The sequence below is a fragment of the Pseudomonas sp. B707 genome, from assembly GCF_022496685.1.
GTDB lineage: Bacteria > Pseudomonadota > Gammaproteobacteria > Pseudomonadales > Pseudomonadaceae > Aquipseudomonas > Aquipseudomonas paraglycinae.
The window spans coordinates 165,862-182,180 of record NZ_WTVE01000025.1 but is presented as its reverse complement, the minus strand read 5'-3'; the positions used below and the strand labels follow the sequence as shown (position 1 = coordinate 182,180).

The following is a 16,319-nucleotide window of genomic DNA, read 5'->3' as shown; positions in this document are numbered from 1 at the left end:
CAGGAATGAGTGTTTAGCGGGGTGGCTATGCTAGCATACCGACCCCGCAGGCCAGTGCCCAAGGCCGGTTCTGCGGTGACGGCTTTCTTGTCGTCCAGGTCAATGTCTGTTGACCATTTCCTGCCATTTTTCTCCGGGATACAGGTTTACGCAGATGAGCAAGACTTCTCTCGATAAGAGCAAGATCAAGTTCCTTCTTCTCGAAGGCGTCCACCAATCGGCTGTCGACGTCCTCAAGGCGGCGGGCTACACCAGCATCGAATACCTGACAGGCTCCCTGCCGGAAGCCCAGCTCAAGGAAAAGATCGCTGACGCTCACTTCATCGGCATTCGTTCGCGCACCCAGCTGACCGAAGAGATCTTCGATCACGCGAAGAAGCTGGTCGCGGTCGGCTGTTTCTGCATCGGCACCAACCAGGTTGACCTGGAAGCGGCCCGCGAGCGCGGCATCGCCGTGTTCAACGCGCCGTACTCCAATACCCGCTCCGTGGCCGAGCTGGTGCTGGCCGAAGCGATCCTGCTGCTGCGCGGCATCCCTGAGAAAAACGCTTCCTGCCACCGTGGCGGCTGGATCAAGTCCGCAGCCAACTCTTTCGAGATCCGTGGCAAGAAACTGGGCATCGTCGGCTACGGCTCCATCGGTACTCAGCTGTCGGTCCTGGCTGAAGGTCTGGGCATGCAGGTGTTCTTCTACGACACCGTGACCAAGCTGCCACTGGGTAATGCCACCCAAGTCGGCAACCTGCACGAGCTGCTGGGCATGTCCGACATCGTCACCCTGCACGTTCCGGAAACCGCTGCGACCCAGTGGATGATCGGCGAGAAGGAAATCCGCGCCATCAAGAAGGGCGGCATCCTGATCAACGCTGCACGCGGCACCGTGGTCGAGCTGGATCACCTGGCTGCTGCGATCAAGGACAAGCACCTGATCGGCGCCGCCATCGACGTGTTCCCGGTCGAGCCGCGCTCCAACGACGAGGAGTTCGAAAGCCCGCTGCGTGGCCTGGATAACGTGATCCTGACCCCGCACATCGGCGGTTCCACCGCTGAAGCGCAGGCCAACATCGGTCTGGAAGTGGCAGAAAAACTGGTCAAGTACAGCGACAACGGTACTTCGGTATCGTCGGTGAACTTCCCGGAAGTGGCCCTGCCGGCTCACCCTGGCAAGCACCGCCTGCTGCACATCCACGAGAACATCCCGGGTGTGATGAGCGAGATCAACAAGGTCTTCGCCGAAAACGGCATCAACATCTCCGGTCAGTTCCTGCAGACCAACGAGAAGGTCGGCTACGTGGTGATCGACGTCGACGCCGAGTACTCGGAGCTGGCGCAAGAGAAGCTGCAACACGTCAACGGCACCATCCGTAGCCGCGTGTTGTTCTGATCCGACGCTGAGCGACAAAAAAGGGAGCCTTCGGGCTCCCTTTTTCATGCACGCGAAAACGTCATTCGACGTTGACGGTGATCTTCTTCGACACGATCGGTGGATCGAACGCCATGTGGCCGCTGTCACCCAGCTCCAGCTGCAGGGTGTGCTTGCCCGGCGCGAGCTTGATGTCGGCCTGGGTCTGCGCCTTGCCGAAGTGCATGTGGTTGGCGTCGGTCGGCACGACGGAGCCGGCCGGAACGATTTCCTTGGCATCGATCAGCAGATGGTGATGACCGGTGTTCTTGGTGACATCACCGGCCGGTGCCAGCGCGATGTCCTTTACACCGAACTTGACCGTGAAGGTCTGCGAAACCGTGGCTCCGTCCTCGGGAGAAACGATGAACACTTCGGCGCCCTTCGGTGCCGGTGTGGCCGCACTGGCCAGTACCGAAACACCCATCAGCACACCGGCCAACGCTGCACGTGACATAAAGCTTTTCATTTTCTTCTCCAGTTTTTCCGTAAAATCCGCACGGTCATGACAACTTCATGACCATTCGTTGTCGAAGGCACTCGACAACCATAGCAAAGCGAGCCTGGAAAACAGGCCGATATCGATTTCAAAGGAGTGACCATGCGTTTTCTGCCTGGCCTGATCTGCCTGCTTCCCCTTCTGAGCCCTCTGGCTCACGCCGAACTGATTGATGACGTCTACGACCGTGGCGAGTTGCGCATAGCCCTTGAGGCTAATACACCGCCCTTCAATTTCAAGGACGGCGACACGCTCACGGGGTTCGAGGTCGAGCTTGGGCAACTGCTGGCCAACGAACTGGATGTGCGCGCCGACTTCATCGTCACTGACGAAGCCGATCTGCTCCAGGGCGTTGAAAGCGGCAAGTACGACGTCGCGCTCAACCACATAGCACTGACACCCGAGCTCAAGGATCGTTTCGACGTGAGCGAGCCTTACACGCAGGTCAATGCGCAGTTGCTGGCGAAAAAGGACGAGCAACCTCGGCCGATGGTGCTGGTGCAGACGCTGACCGAGGAGAAACCGAAGGTCGGGCCGCCGGTGGATCTGGCGATTCCGTTTCAGAAGGGCAACCCGGCGTTTCACGCGAGTCTGGAAAATGCCTTGCAGCGGATCAGGGCGGATGGGCGGCTGGAGGCGTTGTCGAAGAAGTGGTTGAGTGTGCAGGCTACGGAAAACTGAAGTGAACGTGACTAGTCGAGCAAGCTGAGGGCCTGTGCGGCTTGCGGCAGTTCGAGTTCGCTGAAGACCTGCACCCCATGGCGCTTCAGCAACGCGGCGGTAACGCCCTCGCCACTCACCTTCACCCCACTGAACGTCCCGTCATAGGTCAACAGATTCCCGCACGAAGGGCTGTTGGCCTTGAGCACCGCCACCCGAATCCCGTGCTTCTGCACAAGCGCCAGCGCCTGCCGCGCACCATCCAGAAACTGCGCACTGACGTCTTCGCCCTCGGTGGTGATCACCGAGGCGAGTCCGTCCAGCACTTCGCTGCCCTGCCCGCCCGGAATCTCTGCCGCTGCCCGTGGCGTCGGCAAACCACCGGCGACTTCCGGGCACAGCGGCACTACCCGGCCTTCGCTGATCCACTGCTCCAGCAGATCGAACGGCCCGCTGGCTCCACCGTCATAACGCACGCGATGGCCAAGCAGGCAGCGGCTCACAAGAATCCTGTGCATCTCAGAACGGCTCGTTGCCACGGCGGCGGAACCAGCCTGTCAGCGACAGCCGCTCGCGATTGGCCGGCAACACTTCATGAGGGACTTCGCCGGAGAGAAACACCACCAGACACCCGCCTGTAGGCTGTACGTCGTGAACACGCTCATTCTCCAGGTACATGCGCAGTTGCCCGCCATCCTCCGGCAGCCAGCCGTCATTGAGGTAGATCACCGCCGAGACCATGCGCCGGTCATCGTCGCGGAAACGGTCGACGTGCTTGCGGTAGAACGCACCCGGCGGGTACAGGGCGAAGTGGCACTCGAAGTCTTCAAGCCCGAGGAACAGGCCCCGGTTGAGCGCTTCGCGCAAGCTGTCCATCAGGTTCAGGTAGCGGTCACTGGCCTCGGCCTGACCGGGGTCGATCCACTGAATATGGTCGCCACGAATCCCCTCGCGGATCTCCGAAAACGGGCCACGTCCGACCCCCGCCGGCGCCAGTTCACCTTCGGCGTCACGTTTGCGGCACTCGGCCGCCAGTGCGCGGGTCAAATCCGCAGGCAGGAAAATGTTCTGCTGCGACCAGCCGCGCTCGGCCAGGTCGTCGACGATACGTAACAGCAGCGGGTGATCAGAGGATATTTGCATGGCGCGCATAGTATGCCTGCGGCAAGAAATCCGACAGAGCCACGCGGCGGCTTGATACGAATTCTCGACAAGTACTGGCACCGCACGGAGAATAGTCGGCTGCCGACAGGAGTCCTTATGCGCCGTTTGCTTTTTTCACTGTTGATGTTCTGCGTTTTGCCCGCCTGGGCGGACGGCCACGACCAGTTGTATAAGGTCGCCGGCTGGCCAGAACAACGCGCGCATTTCAACGACGCCCTGAGTGCCGCGCAGCAGCGTTACCAGAACAGCCTGCCGCCGGCGGTGTTTCAGGCGCTGGTGAACAACAGCAACCAGCGCTTCGCCCCTCAGGCCGTGGATCAACGCGCCGAAGCGCAGCTGCGCAAGAACCTCGCCGATCCGAAACCGGCCCTGTCGTTCTTTCAGTCACCGCTGGGCAAGAAGATCGTCGCCGCCGAACTGCTGGCGACCCGTCGCGATCAATTGGCAAAGAACGCCAAGGGCCTGCCGAAGATGCCGGCCAGCGACAGTCGCCTGCTGATCATCGGCCACCTCGCCCAGGCCCTGCCCGCCCGTGAAGCCGGTGCCGAAGTCAGCCTGGCGATTGCCGGCGTGGCGGCGGACAGCCTGAGCTCGATGATCCCCGGCCTGCTCGGCGGCGGTCAGGCCCAAGGCATGTTGAACGGTCAACGCCAGCGCCTGATGGATCAGATCGGCGCCGACCTGAACAACACGCTGCTGTACGTCTATCGCGACCTGTCGGATGAAGAACTGGAAGAGTTCGCGACCTTTGCCGAATCCACCGAAGGCAAAGCCTACTATCAGGCCGCGCTGGCCGCGATTCGCGCCGGGCTGGCCGTCGGCCAGAGCACCTCGAACCTCAGTCAGTGATCTAGGGGTTGCGGCCCTTGATCCGCTTGCTCAGGAACTCGAAATACTCCTCGCGCATTTCCGCCGTCTCGTTGGCCAGGTGATGCCGCGCCTCGGCCAGCAACAGAATCTGCGGCCGGTCGAACTTCCACTTCATCACTTGCAGGTTGTGCTGCCAGTCCACGGTCATGTCCGCCTGGCCCTGAACGATCAGTGGCCGGCGTGGACTTTTCTTCGCGTATTCGACCCGGTTGATCCAGCGTGACAACGCCCCGACCCAGGCAGTCGGCAAGCGTTTGGGCTGCAACGGATCGGCCTGCAGGAACGGCAGGAAATCCGGATCGTTGGAGTTCTCGCTGAAACGTCGGGCGATGCCCCTGACAAAGGGCCGCAGCAGGTAATAACTGAACTGCGACCAGCCCCAGGCACGCGGACGCACCAACGGCGCCAGCAGAATCAACTGCCCCTGCGCCGGGCTGTTTTCACCATGATTGAGCACGTGATCGACAATGATCGCCCCGCCGGTGCTTTGCCCGCACAAGTGCCACGGCTGCGGCAGGGCAATCGAGCGCGCCTCGGCGAACAGGCCTTGCAGCGCATCCTGATACTCGGAGAAGTCGCGGATGCTCGCCCGCTCGCCGCTGGACAGACCATGCCCCGGCAGATCGCAGGCAATCACCGCGAAGCCCTGATCCAGCGCCCACTCGATCACATGCCGGTAAAGACCGGTGTGATCATAAAAACCGTGCACCAGGAACAGCGTGGCCCTGGCGGTTTCTGCCGGCCACCAGCAATGACTGACCAGTTGATAGCCATCGATGTCGAACCGGCCCATCCCACGCCAGACATCGCGCTCCGGAAAGTCAGTCTTGTAGAACCGCTGATACGCCTTCGCCTCCTCGGACAACGGCTGCCACTCGGCCAAAGGCTTGAGGCTCGCACGCAGATGATCGGGATCGAAGGCAACAGACATGGGCAATTCCAGAACGGTAAACGGACTTTATCGGCCTGCGATATTCATCTGTCGCGGCAAGCATGGCAAGCTAGCGCGCCTCTGAGGATCGAAAACCATGCGTTCGCCCTACCGCACCGCACTGTTTGCCAGCCTGCTCGCCATCGTGTGTGCCGGCGTGCTGTGGGCCGCGTACGACTGGTTTCAGGGCCGCTACTTGCGGGCGTTCAGCGAACACACCGCTGTGTTTTCCGGCGACCCGTTGCGCCTGCCCGACGACCTCGCCGGCCCCGGCAATATCCGTCTGGTGCACTTCTGGGATCCCGCCTGCCCGTGCAACGTCGGCAATCAACAGCACCTGAGCGAGATGGTCGAACAGTTCGGCCCCAAGGGCGTGGAATTATTCGCGGTGCAGAAGGCCGGCAGCCACGGCCAGTTGCCCGCCACCCTCAGCAATCTCAAAACCATCACGGTCCTGCCCGGCTCCGAACAGATTCCCGCCAGCCCGGCCGTGGCGATCTGGGACCGCAGCGGCAGACTGGCGTACTTCGGCCCCTACAGCGAAGGCCTGACGTGCAACTCCAGCAACAGTTTTATCGAACCGATCCTGCAAGCCTTGAGTGATGATCGTCCGGTCAATGCGACTCATACGCTGGCGGTCGGTTGTTACTGCCCGTGGCCGGCCGAGACGAAGTAAGGCATTCCGGACATTTCAAGGACGGCGATGCGCAGCACACGAGGCGTGTGCTAATTGTTTGCAGCCCGCACGGGCGGCAACCCCGAATGCACAAGGAGTCACCATGAAACGCGTCTTCACCGTTCTTGCCTTGCTCATCGTTGTCCTGCTCGCCGCCGGCGGGTGGTATGTCTACAGCAAGCAACCGACGCGTCAGGGCCAGGTGGAGTTGCGCAACCTGCAAGGCTCGGTGACCGTGCGTTATGACGAGCGCGGTGTGCCGCACATCCGTGCCGAAAACGAGACCGACCTCTACCGCGCCCTCGGATATGTGCACGCCCAGGATCGCCTGTTTCAGATGGAAGCCATGCGCCGTCTGGCCCGGGGCGAACTGGCCGAAGTGCTCGGGCCGAAACTGCTCGACACCGACAAGCTGTTCCGCAGCCTGCGCATCCGCGAGCGGGCCGCCAGTTACGTGGCCGGCCTCGACAAGCAGTCACCGGCGTGGAAGGCCCTGCAAGCCTATCTGGACGGCATCAATCAATATCAGGACTCGCACGCCGCCCCTGTCGAGTTCGACGTGCTGGGCATCCCCAAGCGGCCGTTCACCGCCGAGGACAGCATCAGCGTCGCCGGCTACATGGCCTACAGCTTTGCCGCCGCGTTTCGCACCGAACCGTTGCTGACCTACGTGCGCGATCAACTGGGCGCCGATTACCTCAACGTCTTCGACCTCGACTGGCAGCCCAAGGGCGTGCTCGCCAAAGGTCACGCCAGCAGCGCACCGGCCCTCGCCGCCGAAGACTGGAAAGACCTGAACACCCTCGCCCGCGTCAGCGAACAGGCATTGATCGACAACGGTCTGCCGCAGTTCGAAGGCAGCAACGCCTGGGTGATCGCCGGCAGCCACAGCAAGAGCACCAAGCCGTTGCTGGCGGGCGATCCGCACATTCGTTTTTCGGTGCCGTCGGTGTGGTACGAGGCGCAGCTGTCGGCGCCGGGTTTTGAACTCTACGGCCATCATCAGGCGCTGGTGCCGTTTGCGTTTCTCGGCCACAACCTGGATTTCGGCTGGAGCCTGACCATGTTTCAGAACGATGATCTGGACCTGATCGCCGAGAAGGTCAATCCGGACAACCCGGATCAGGTCTGGTATCGCGGCCAGTGGACCGACATGGTCAAGACCGAGCAGCAGATCGCCGTGAAAGGCCAGACGCCGGTGACCATAACCCTGCGCCAGTCGCCCCACGGGCCGATCGTCAACGACGCCCTCGGTACAGCCGCAGGGAAAACTCCGATTGCGATGTGGTGGGCGTTCCTCGAAACACCGAACCCGATCCTCGAAGGTTTCTACCAGCTTAACCGCGCCGACACCTTGGCCAAGGCTCGTGCCGCAGCCGCCAAGGTGCAGGCGCCGGGGCTGAACATCGTTTATGCCAACGCCAAGGGCGATATCGCCTGGTGGGCCTCGGCGCTATTGCCCAAGCGGCCGGCCGGGGTGAAGCCTGGCTTCATTCTCGACGGCAACAGCAATCAGGCGGACAAGGACGGCTACTTCCCGTTCAGCGCCAACCCGCAGGAGGAGAACCCGGCGCGGGGCTATATCGTCTCGGCCAACTTCCAGCCCGTGTCGCCGACCGGCATGGAGATTCCCGGTTACTACAACCTCGCCGACCGTGGCCAGCAGCTCAACCGCCAGCTCGCCGACAAGAGCGTGAAGTGGGACAACGAGGCCAACCAGAAACTGCAACTGGGCACCACCACCGGTTATGGCCCGCGTCTGCTGGCGCCGTTGCTGCCGGTACTGCGTGAAGTGGCGGGCAATCCCGCCGAGCAGAAGCTGATCGAACAATTGGCCCAATGGCAAGGCGACTATCCGCTGGATTCGGTCAGTGCGACGGTGTTCAACCAGTTCCTCTACGACCTCGCCTACGCGACAATGCGCGATGAGCTGGGCAATGATTTCTTCGAAACCCTGCTGTCGACCCGAGTGATCGATGCAGCCCTTCCTAGGCTCGCGGCGAATGCTGATTCACCGTGGTGGGACAACCGCAGCACGCCGAACAAGGAGACCCGCGTCGACACCGTGCGCGCCGCGTGGCAAGCGAGCATGGCGCACCTGAAGTCGACCCTCGGCGACGACGCTTCCGGCTGGCAATGGGGCAAGGCGCACACGCTCACCCATGGTCATCCGCTGGGTCAGCAGAAACCGCTGGACCGCATTTTCAACGTCGGTCCGTTCGCCGCACCGGGCTCACATGAAGTGCCGAACAACCTCTCGGCGAAGATCGGCCCCGCGCCGTGGCCGGTGACCTACGGCCCGTCGACCCGTCGGCTGGTGGACTTCGCCGACCCGGCTCACAGCCTGACCATCAACCCGGTCGGCCAGAGCGGCGTGCCGTTCGACAGTCACTATGACGATCAGGCGGAAGCGTATGTGGACGGGATGTATGTGCAGGCGCATTTCAGTGAGGAAGAGGTGACGGCGAATACGCGGAGTACGCTGAAGCTGCTGCCAAAGCGGGCTGAGCCATAAAAGCCGCCCTCACCCCAGCCCTCTCCCCGAGGGAGAGGGAGCCAACCGAGGTGTCTTGCGTCATACATCGACCTGAAAGATCGGAGTCGATTATGGATTCACAGCAGATCGTTCAGGTCGGCGTATCTCTCCAATATCCCCCAATCGGCCCCCTCTCCCTCGGGGAGAGGGCTGGGGTGAGGGGGTAGCGGTCTCAAGCCAACCTCGGCTCAAAGCATCGCCGCAAAATTCAACCGAAACTGCTGCGGCGTCACCCCCAGCCGCCGGTTGAACACGCTGCGCATGTGTTGCGCATCGCGAAACCCGCACTGATAGGCCACGGTCTTCAGCGGCGCCGTGGTGCTTTCAAGCATCACCCGCGCCGCATCCACCCGCGCCCGCTCGACGAATTCCGCCGGGGTGACCTTCGCTTCGCGGGCAAACACCCGAGAGAAATTTCGCGCACTCATGTTCGCCGCGTTCGCCAGATCGGCGATGGTCAGGTCGCCCGTGAGATTGGCCAGCACATACAGCTGCACCATCGCCACCGCTGACGTCGGTTCGGCATGAGGCGTAAGGAACGGGCTGAACTGCGACTGCCCGCCCGAGCGCTGGGTGAACACCACCAGCCGCTTGGCCACGCTCAGCGCCACCTCGGCCCCGTGATCTCGCGCCAGCAGGTACAGCGACAGATCGATCCCCGCCGTCACCCCCGCCGAGGTGTAGAGCTGGCCGTCCTCGACATACAACCGATCAGCCTCGACCCGGCTCGACGGGCACAACTGCGCCAGCGCCTCGGCGTCGTTCCAGTGGGTGGTGACCGTACGCCCGTCCAGCAATCCTGCACGGGCGAGCATGAACGCGCCGTTGCAGATCGAGCCGAATCGCCGCGCCCGTCCACAGGCCTCGCGCAGCCAGACATCGAACGCCTCGCCGAAATCCAGGAACGGCAACTGCGGCCCACCCGCCACCAGCAGCAAATCGTAAACCTGCAACGCTTCGCTGAAATGCCGATGCGCACTCAGGGTCAGCCCGTTGGAACACGCCATCGACCCGCGCTCGACACCGATCACGTCGAGCCGGTAATGATCCTCCGGCGCCAGGAAGCGGTTGGCCTCGGCGAACACATCCATCGGCCCGCTGACGTCCAGCGCCTGCACGCCGGGGAACACCACGATGGCGACGGTTCTGTTCATGGCGATGTCGGCTCCCGGGGAATGGCGGATCAGCGCCAACCCTAGCCAATCCTCGCCGCAGAAGCGAGCTGGCACGATTTGCAGGTGGAATGGCAAGGATCGCAGCCATGGATCGATTGTCCGGTTTTGCCCCCGGGAACAGACTTTCCCCATCAGCGCCGCGACGGCGTTTTCGACGAGGAAGCTCAACATGACCACGACCATCGCCGGTATCCGGATCCCCGACAGCGCCCTCGCCCGGGCCACCACCGAGTACATCCGCGACATCGAATCCGACCTGCTTTACCACCACTCGCGCCGGGTATTTCTGTTCGGCGCCTTGAGCGGTGAGCGCCAGCAACTGGCCTACGATCCGGAACTGCTGTACGTCGGCGCGATGTTCCACGACCTGGGTCTGGTCGAAGGTCACCGCAGCGATGACGAGCGCTTCGAAGTCGATGGCGCCAACGCAGCCGCCGCGTTTCTCAAGCCGTACGGGTTGAGCGATGACGACATCGAGCAGGTCTGGTTGTCGATCGCCCTGCACACCACGCCGGGGGTGCCGAAGCATCTGCGCCCGACCGTGGCGCTGGTGACCGCAGGCGTCGAGATGGACGTGCTGGGCATGGACTACGCGGCGTTCACCACGGTGCAGCGCGAGGCGGTGGTGCATGCGCATCCACGGGGCGAAGGTTTCAAGGAGTGCATCATCTGCGCGTTCGCCGATGGCTTGCGTCATCGCCCGCAGACGACGTTCGGCAATGTGAAGACCGATGTGTTGAAGGATCAAGCGCCGGGATTCAAGCCGATGAACTTCGTCGAAGTGATTCGCCAGTCGCCCTGGGTTTCCTGACGGGCATAAAAAAACCTCGCGACCGTTATCGGTCGCGAGGTTTTTTTGTACCGGGAGGCTTACGCCGCTTCCGGCGTCGGCGCCCGGCGCACGTCCGGTTGCTTCCACGAATCCGCAGCGCCTTCTTCGATGGCCTGCTGAATCGCTTTCTTGCGAGCTTCTTCGGCACGGCGGCTGAAGAACCAGACCAGGAAGGTCACCAGCGACACCGCCAGCAGAATCAGACTGGCCACGGCGTTGATCTCAGGCTTCACGCCCAGACGCACCGCCGAGAACACTTCCATCGGCAGGGTCGTCGAACCCGGGCCGGAGACGAAGCTCGCCAATACCAGGTCGTCCAGCGACAGCGCGAACGACATCATGCCGCCCGCTGCCAGCGACGGCGCGATCATCGGGATGGTGATCAGGAAGAACACCTTCCACGGACGCGCGCCGAGGTCCATCGCCGCTTCTTCGATCGACAGGTCCAGCTCGCGCAGACGCGCCGACACCACGACCGCCACATACGCCGCGCAGAACGTGGTGTGAGCGATCCAGATGGTGACGATGCCCCGCTCCTGCGGCCAGCCGATCATCTGCGCCATCGCCACGAACAGCAGCAACAGTGACAGACCGGTAATCACCTCAGGCATGACCAGCGGCGCGGTCACCAGGCCGCCGAACAGCGTGCGGCCCTTGAAACGGGTGATGCGGGTCAGCACGAAGGCTGCCAGCGTACCCAGCGCCACGGCGGCAATCGCGGTGTAGCAGGCGATTTCCAGCGAGCGCACCACCGAGCCCATCAGTTGCGAGTTGTCGAGCAGGCCGACGTACCACTTCACCGACCAGCCGCCCCACACCGTTACCAGTTTCGAGGCGTTGAACGAGTAGATCACCAGAATCAGCATCGGCAGATAGATGAACAACAGGCCGAGCACCAGCATCAGGCTGGAGAAACGGAAGCGCTTCATTCTTTACCCTCCATTTCCTTGGCCTGACTGCGGTTGAACAGGATGATCGGCACGATCAGGATCGCCAGCATCACGACCGCCAGGGCGGACGCCACCGGCCAGTCACGGTTGTTGAAGAACTCTTGCCAGAGCACTTTACCGATCATCAGGGTTTCCGGACCGCCCAGCAGTTCCGGGATCACGAACTCGCCCACCACCGGGATGAACACCAGCATGCAGCCGGCGATAATGCCGTTCTTGGACAGCGGCACGGTGATTTTCCAGAAGCTGTTGAAGGTGCTCGAACCCAGGTCGGAAGCGGCCTCCAGCAGGCTGGTGTCGTGCTTCACCAGGTTGGCGTACAGCGGCAGAATCATGAACGGCAGGTACGAGTAGACGACGCCGATGTACACCGCCAGGTTGGTGTTGAGGATCTGCAGCGGCTCGTCGATCAAGCCCATGCTCATCAGGAAACCGTTGAGCAGGCCGTTGTTGCTGAGGATGCCCATCCAGGCATAGACGCGGATCAGGATCGCGGTCCAGGTCGGCATCATGATCAGCAGCACCAGCACCGTTTGCAGCTCTTTGCGGGCGCTGGCGATGGCGTAGGCCATCGGGTAACCGATCAACAGGCACAGCAGCGTGCTGAAAAACGCCATCTTCAGCGAGCCGAGGTAGGCGGCGATGTACAGTTCGTCGTCGCCGAGCATTGCGTAGTTGCCCAGGTTCAGCAGCAGTTGCAGCTTCTGCTCGGCGTAGGTGTAGATCTCGGTGTACGGCGGGATGGCCACGTCCGCTTCGGCGAAGCTGATCTTCAAAACGATGAAGAACGGCAGCATGAAGAACAGGAACAGCCAGATGAACGGAACCCCGATGACCAACTGGCGGCCACCGGGAATTATTCGATTGAGCCGGCGTTTGAATTTGCGCATGTTCATGAGCGAAGTACCACGCCGCTGTCGTCTTCCCACCACACGTAAACCTGATCGCCCCAGGTCGGACGTGCGCCACGGCGTTCGGCGTTGGCCACGAACGACTGCACCAGCTTGCCGCTCGGCAATTCGACGTAGAACACCGAGTGACCGCCGAGGTAGGCGATGTCATGCACCTTGCCGCTCGACCAGTTGTATTCGCAGGTCGGCTGGTCGGCGGTGACCAGCAGTTTTTCCGGACGGATCGCGTAGGTCACGGACTTGTCCTGCACCGAGGTGCTGATGCCGTGGCCGACGTAGATCTGCCGGTCGAGGTCCTTGCAGGTGATGGTCGCGTGGCCTTCGGCGTCGTCGATCACTTCGCCTTCGAAGATGTTCACGTTGCCGATGAATTCGCAGACCAGACGGCTGGTCGGGGTTTCGTAGATGTCGATCGGGCTGCCGATCTGGGCGATCCAGCCCAGGTGCATGATCGCGATGCGCTCGGCCATGGTCATGGCCTCTTCCTGGTCGTGGGTCACCATCACGCAGGTCACGCCTACGCGCTCGATGATCTCAACCAGCTCGAGCTGCATCTGCGAACGCAGTTTCTTGTCCAGTGCGCCCATCGGCTCGTCGAGCAGCAACAGCTTCGGCCGCTTGGCCAGAGAACGCGCCAGCGCCACACGCTGACGCTGGCCGCCGGACAATTGGTGCGGCTTGCGCTTGGCGTACTGGCTCATCTGCACCAGCTTGAGCATCTCGGCCACACGGGCGTCGATCTCGGCCTTGGGAATCTTGTCCTGTTGCAGGCCGAACGCGATGTTCTGCGCCACGGTCATGTGCGGGAACAGGGCGTAGGACTGGAACATCATGTTGATCGGTCGCTCGTACGGCGGCATGTCGGTGATGTCGACGCCGTCGAGGAAAATGCGCCCCTCCGTGGGCCGTTCAAACCCTGCCAGCATCCGCAACAGAGTGGATTTGCCCGATCCCGAACCGCCGAGCAGGGCGAAGATCTCGCCCTTCTTGATTTCCAGGGACACATCGTCCACGGCAACCGTCTCGTCGAACTTCTTCGTGACCCGGTCGATTTTGACCAGCACCTGTTTCGGTGTCTGGTCGCCCTCGAGGGCTTTCTTATAGGCGCCGGAGGCAACTGCCATTTACAAAACTCCCAGAAAAAAAGAGTGCAGTTCGCCCACGCAAGACGAACCCAGGATAGTTTGTACGTTGAAGCTATTTACCCGACTTGACCTTGGTCCAGCTGCGGGTCATCAAACGCTGAATGTTCGGCGGCAACTCGATCGACACATAGGTCTTGTCGAGCACGGCCTGCGGTGGATAAACCGACTCGTCGGTGCGGATGGACTGCTCCATCAGCTTGTCCGAACCCGGGTTGGGGTTGGCGTAACCGACGTAATCACTGACCTGGGCGATCACCTCAGGTTTCAGCAAATAGTTGATGAAGGCGTGGGCCTCTTTGACGTTGGCCGAATCCTTCGGAATCGCCAGCATGTCGAACCACAGCGCGCCGCCCTCTTTCGGGATCGAGTAGGCGATGTTCACGCCCTTCTTGGCTTCTTCGGCGCGATTCTTGGCCTGGAAGATGTCGCCGGAGAAACCGATGGCCACGCAGATGTCGCCGTTGGCCAGATCGCCGATGTATTTCGAGGAATGGAAGTAGGTCACGTAAGGACGCACCGCCAGCAACTTGGCCGTGGCCCTCTCGTAATCCTTGGGATTGGTGCTGTTGGCGTTCAGGCCCATGTAGTTGAGCACGGTCGGCATCATTTCATCGGCCGAATCGAGGAACGCCACGCCGCAGCTGTGCAGCTTCTTGATGTTCTCCGGCTCGAACAGCACGCTCCAGGAATCGATCTTGTCGACGCCGAGCACGGCCTTCACTTTATCGACGTTGTAGCCGATGCCGTTGGTGCCCCACAGGTACGGCACCGCGTACAGGTTGCCCGGATCGTTCTGTTCCAGGCGCTTGAGCAGCACCGGATCGAGGTTGGAATAGTTCGGCAGTTGCGCCTTGTCGAGCTTCTGGAACGCGCCCGCCTTGATCTGCTTGCCGAGGAAGTGGTTCGACGGCACGACCACGTCGTAACCGGTACGCCCGGCGAGCAGTTTGCCTTCCAGGGTTTCGTTGGAATCGAACACGTCGTAGACCGGTTTGATCCCGGTTTCTTTCTGGAAATCGGCCAGAGTGGTCTCGCCGATGTAATCCGACCAGTTATAAATATGCACAGTACCGGCGGCTTGGGCACCGACAGCGAACGTCAGGCCGGCAGCGGCCAGCAGGGCATTGCGCAAAGAAGAAAAAATAGGCAAGTGGAGGTCCTCTAATTTAGTTGGGCCCAAGTTGCCCCGTGCTGCATGACAGTCACGGTTGCCCGGCAACAAAACCGGCGCGCAACTTACCTTCGAAAAACCGTTCCAGCAAAACTTTCTGTCATTTAATTGCACCACTGACCGCCCAGATGAAGGCGACGGCCAGCGGTGACTGCTTCAAACCGGCTTATTTACCGGATTTGATCTTGGTCCAGCTGCGAGTGATCAGGCGCAGGGTAGGTGCGTCCAGATCGCTGATCGCATAGAGCTGCTTCTTCACTTCAGCCGAAGGGTAGATGCTCGGATCGCTGGTGATTTCCTTGTCCACCAGGGCGGTGGCCGCCTTGTTGCCGTTCGGGAAACGCACGGCGTTGGTGATTTCGGCCATCACTTTCGGCTCGAGCAGGTAGTTCATGAACTTGTAGGCGGCTTCGACGTTTTCGGCATCCTTGGGAATGGCGACCATGTCGTAGAAAGTACCGGCACCTTCTTTCGGAATGGTGTAGGCCAGTTTGACCTTGTCACCGGCTTCCTTGGCGCGGGTCTTGGATTGTTCCAGGTCACCCGAGTAGCCGACCGCCACGCAGATGTTGCCGTTGGCCAGGTCCGAGATGTACTTCGAGGAGTGGAAGTAAGCCACCGAAGGACGGATCTTGAGGAACAGGTCTTCGGCGGCTTTCAGGTCAGCCTTGTCCTTGCTGTTGGTGGGCTTGCCCAGATAGTGCAGAGCCGCGGGAATCATTTCGGTCGGCGCGTCGAGGAAGCTCACACCGCAGCTTTTCAGCTTCTCGATGTTTTCAGGCTTGAACACGATGTCCCAGGAATCGATCTTGTCGATGCCCAGTGCAGCCTTGACCTTGGCCGGGTTGTAGCCGATGCCGATCGAACCCCACATGTACGGGAACGCGTGCTTGTTGCCCGGGTCGCTGGCGTCGCCAACGGCCTTGAGCAGGTCTTCGTCGAGGTTCTTCCAGTTCGTCAGCTTGGACTTGTCCAGTTCCTGATAAACGCCGGCCTTGATCTGCTTGGCCAGGAAGTTGTTGGAAGGCACCACGATGTCGTAACCGGATTTGCCGGCCAGCAGCTTGGCTTCCAGGGTTTCGTTGCTGTCGAAAACGTCATAGACGACCTTGATGCCCGTCTCTTTTTCGAAATTGGCAACCGTGTCCGGCGCGATGTAGTCGGACCAGTTGTAAACGTGCAACACCTTGTCGTCCGCCTGAACCGCACCCGCCATCACGCCCATCAGGGACATGGCGAGCAGAGTCTTGCCAGCGAGCTTTTTGCCTAATGCCTTCATGCGTTAATGCTCCAAATTTTTCTTTTTTGAACCACTTTGTTCAGCGGCCGAACCCGGACAACTGGAACCGCGGCTAGTCTGGCAAGATCCGAGGCGGTCTTTCAAGAAAAGACCAGCC

The 16,319-nt window shown here is 61.3% G+C and carries 16 protein-coding genes; 6 read left to right on the top strand and 10 right to left on the bottom strand.

Annotated elements, in window-relative coordinates:
* Window positions 1–154: 154 nt before the first annotated feature.
* Entirely contained in the window at window positions 155–1,384 is a 1,230-nt protein-coding gene (gene serA / locus GQX66_RS13455) for a phosphoglycerate dehydrogenase (RefSeq protein WP_007953487.1), read from the top strand.
* Between the two features lie 61 nt (window positions 1,385–1,445).
* Here the strand turns inward: serA and GQX66_RS13450 are convergent, their stop codons facing one another.
* Window positions 1,446–1,871: a DUF4399 domain-containing protein gene (locus GQX66_RS13450; RefSeq protein ID WP_085647002.1), complete on the bottom strand. Its 426-nt coding sequence runs from the start codon at window positions 1,869–1,871 to the stop codon at window positions 1,446–1,448.
* A 132-nt stretch (window positions 1,872–2,003) separates the two neighbouring features.
* Here GQX66_RS13450 and GQX66_RS13445 point away from each other — a divergent pair, with 132 nt between their 5' ends.
* A complete protein-coding gene (locus tag GQX66_RS13445) occupies window positions 2,004–2,582 on the top strand; it encodes a transporter substrate-binding domain-containing protein (protein ID WP_085647003.1) in 579 nt (192 codons plus the stop codon).
* An 11-nt stretch (window positions 2,583–2,593) separates the two neighbouring features.
* On the opposite strand, the gene GQX66_RS13440 is transcribed toward GQX66_RS13445, so the two are convergent.
* Together GQX66_RS13440 and GQX66_RS13435 are read right to left on the bottom strand one after the other, a co-directional pair.
* Window positions 2,594–3,079 carry a DUF523 domain-containing protein gene (locus GQX66_RS13440; RefSeq protein ID WP_240869665.1) on the bottom strand — a complete coding sequence of 162 codons (486 nt, stop codon included), beginning with the start codon at window positions 3,077–3,079 and terminating at the stop codon, window positions 2,594–2,596.
* A gap of 1 nt (window position 3,080) precedes the next feature.
* Window positions 3,081–3,713, bottom strand: coding sequence for a 2OG-Fe(II) oxygenase (locus tag GQX66_RS13435; protein ID WP_085746727.1), 633 nt, complete (start codon window positions 3,711–3,713; stop codon window positions 3,081–3,083).
* Between the two features lie 108 nt (window positions 3,714–3,821).
* Between GQX66_RS13435 and GQX66_RS13430 the strand changes: the two genes are divergently transcribed.
* On the top strand, window positions 3,822–4,574 hold the full coding sequence (locus GQX66_RS13430) for a DUF2059 domain-containing protein (protein ID WP_039765403.1): 753 nt from the start codon (window positions 3,822–3,824) through the stop codon (window positions 4,572–4,574).
* Between the two features lies 1 nt (window position 4,575).
* Here GQX66_RS13430 and GQX66_RS13425 read toward each other — a convergent pair whose 3' ends face one another.
* On the bottom strand, window positions 4,576–5,526 hold the full coding sequence (locus GQX66_RS13425) for an alpha/beta hydrolase (protein ID WP_115079581.1): 951 nt from the start codon (window positions 5,524–5,526) through the stop codon (window positions 4,576–4,578).
* A gap of 97 nt (window positions 5,527–5,623) precedes the next feature.
* Here GQX66_RS13425 and GQX66_RS13420 point away from each other — a divergent pair, with 97 nt between their 5' ends.
* Entirely contained in the window at window positions 5,624–6,202 is a 579-nt protein-coding gene (locus GQX66_RS13420) for a DUF6436 domain-containing protein (RefSeq protein ID WP_240869663.1), read from the top strand.
* Window positions 6,203–6,305: 103 nt separating this feature from the next.
* Window positions 6,306–8,717, top strand: a complete 2,412-nt coding sequence (locus GQX66_RS13415; protein ID WP_240869660.1) for a penicillin acylase family protein — start codon at window positions 6,306–6,308, stop codon at window positions 8,715–8,717.
* A 209-nt stretch (window positions 8,718–8,926) separates the two neighbouring features.
* On the opposite strand, the gene GQX66_RS13410 is transcribed toward GQX66_RS13415, so the two are convergent.
* Window positions 8,927–9,892 (bottom strand): GlxA family transcriptional regulator, encoded by a 966-nt coding sequence (locus tag GQX66_RS13410; RefSeq protein WP_236188271.1) that lies wholly within the window; start codon window positions 9,890–9,892, stop codon window positions 8,927–8,929.
* A 190-nt stretch (window positions 9,893–10,082) separates the two neighbouring features.
* Here GQX66_RS13410 and GQX66_RS13405 point away from each other — a divergent pair, with 190 nt between their 5' ends.
* Window positions 10,083–10,724 (top strand): HD domain-containing protein, encoded by a 642-nt coding sequence (locus tag GQX66_RS13405; RefSeq protein WP_039765393.1) that lies wholly within the window; start codon window positions 10,083–10,085, stop codon window positions 10,722–10,724.
* A 59-nt stretch (window positions 10,725–10,783) separates the two neighbouring features.
* On the opposite strand, the gene GQX66_RS13400 is transcribed toward GQX66_RS13405, so the two are convergent.
* The 5 genes from GQX66_RS13400 to GQX66_RS13380 all read right to left on the bottom strand — a co-directional run bounded on the left by GQX66_RS13400 (window position 10,784) and on the right by GQX66_RS13380 (window position 16,201).
* Window positions 10,784–11,674, bottom strand: coding sequence for an ABC transporter permease subunit (locus GQX66_RS13400; protein ID WP_007953503.1), 891 nt, complete (start codon window positions 11,672–11,674; stop codon window positions 10,784–10,786).
* Window positions 11,671–12,552, bottom strand: coding sequence for an ABC transporter permease subunit (locus tag GQX66_RS13395; protein WP_170844921.1), 882 nt, complete (start codon window positions 12,550–12,552; stop codon window positions 11,671–11,673). The genes GQX66_RS13400 and GQX66_RS13395 overlap by 4 nt, the downstream gene beginning before the upstream one ends.
* A 35-nt stretch (window positions 12,553–12,587) precedes the next feature.
* Window positions 12,588–13,730, bottom strand: a complete 1,143-nt coding sequence (potA, locus tag GQX66_RS13390; protein ID WP_007953506.1) for a polyamine ABC transporter ATP-binding protein — start codon at window positions 13,728–13,730, stop codon at window positions 12,588–12,590.
* A 73-nt stretch (window positions 13,731–13,803) separates the two neighbouring features.
* Entirely contained in the window at window positions 13,804–14,901 is a 1,098-nt protein-coding gene (locus tag GQX66_RS13385; RefSeq protein ID WP_276613479.1) for a polyamine ABC transporter substrate-binding protein, read from the bottom strand.
* Window positions 14,902–15,088: 187 nt separating this feature from the next.
* Window positions 15,089–16,201, bottom strand: coding sequence for a polyamine ABC transporter substrate-binding protein (locus GQX66_RS13380; protein ID WP_085746731.1), 1,113 nt, complete (start codon window positions 16,199–16,201; stop codon window positions 15,089–15,091).
* Window positions 16,202–16,319: the final 118 nt, after the last annotated feature.